The organism is Clavibacter lycopersici (assembly GCF_003576405.1).
In the GTDB taxonomy this organism is placed as follows: Bacteria; Actinomycetota; Actinomycetes; order Actinomycetales; family Microbacteriaceae; genus Clavibacter; species Clavibacter lycopersici.
The window spans coordinates 1-1,399 of the sequence record NZ_QWGT01000391.1; the positions used below are offsets into that span (position 1 = coordinate 1).

2 protein-coding genes are annotated in these 1,399 nt (G+C 74.5%); one reads left to right on the forward strand and one right to left on the reverse strand.

Translation table 11 applies throughout. From position 1 onward, the window contains the following. Nucleotides 1-367, reverse strand: a 367-nt coding sequence (locus DZG00_RS15415; RefSeq protein ID WP_233550167.1) for a site-2 protease family protein, incomplete at its 3' end; no start/stop codon positions are given. A 137-nt stretch (nt 368-504) separates the two neighbouring features. Here DZG00_RS15415 and DZG00_RS15420 point away from each other — a divergent pair. Continuing rightward, on the forward strand, nt 505-1,399 hold an 895-nt coding region (locus tag DZG00_RS15420), incomplete at its 3' end, for a serine/threonine-protein kinase (protein ID WP_147360064.1).

A 1,399-nucleotide genomic window follows, 5' to 3' on the forward strand; every position in this document is an offset into this window, starting at 1 on the left:
CGGGCGCGGTGGCGGTCGCGGCGGGATCCTGGGGGTCGGCCGTCGGCGCGCTGCCCGCCGGTCGGCGGGTGTCCGGCCCGACGAGCTGCGCGATGCCCGTGCTGCTCGTGCCGGCGCGGGAGCTCTGCGGCGGGAACATCCCGATCATGGAGATGTAGCCGCCGAGCGGGATGGCCTTGACCCCGTACTCGGTCTCGCCCCTCCGGCGGCTGAAGATCGTGGGCCCGAAGCCGATCATGTACTGCGTGACGCGTACGCCGAACAGCTTCGCGGGCACCAGGTGCCCGACCTCGTGGAGGCCGATGGACACGGCGACGCCGACCACGATGATGAGCACCCCGAGGATGTAGAGCAAGACGCCGTCCATGGTGGGAGAGGCTACCTCCCGCACCCTGTGCGGACGCCGCCGTGGCGCGGATCCGCAGGCTGGCCGCCGGCCGTGCCGGGCGGGTGCCGCCCAGGAGCCCCGGGCTAGTCTGGGAGACCGTGATGAGAGGTGCGCCCATGCCCGGAGAACGGCCCGACGGACTCGCCGGCACGCTGCTGGCCGGCCGCTACCGCATCAGCGGACTGCTCGGACGCGGCGGCATGGCCACCGTGTACCGCGCTGCCGACGAGACGCTCGGCCGCGAGGTGGCCGTGAAGGTCTTCGCGACCGACTCCGCCGACCCGGGAGAGGTCGAGCGCCAGGAGGGCGAGGTGCGCATGCTCGCGGGCCTCAGCCACCCCGGCCTCGTGACCCTGTTCGACGTGGGCGACGACGTGGTCGCGGACCGCGTGCTCGCCTTCATCGTGATGGAGATCGTCGACGGCACCACGCTCGCCGACCGCATGAAGCAGGGGCCGCTGCCCGGGCCCGAGGTCGCGCGCATCGGCGGGATCCTCGCGGACGCGCTCGGCTACATCCACCGCCGCGGGGTCGTGCACCGCGACGTCAAGCCCGCCAACGTGCTGCTCGCACGCCCCGAGGAGGACGACGAACCGGCCGCCGCGAAGCTCACCGACTTCGGCATCGCGCGCCTCGTGGACGGCACGCGCCTCACGTCGACCGGATCCATCGTCGGCACCGTCAGCTACCTCAGCCCCGAGCAGGCGCTCGGCGAGGAGGTCGGCGCGCCGACCGACGTCTACGCGCTCGGCCTCGTGCTCCTCGAGTGCCTCACCGGCCGGCGCACCTTCCCCGGCACGGCCGCCGAGTCGACCATGGCGCGCGTGGTGCGCGACCCCGAGATCCCCGCGCGGCTCGGCACGGCGTGGGTGGACCTCCTCGGCCGCATGACCCGGCGCGACCCCGCGACCCGGCCCACCGCGCGCGAGGTCGCCGCGGAGCTGCGGACCGGACGCGCGCCCGCCTCGGCGGTGGACGACCCGACCGTCACGTCGACGCGCGTCATGCCCG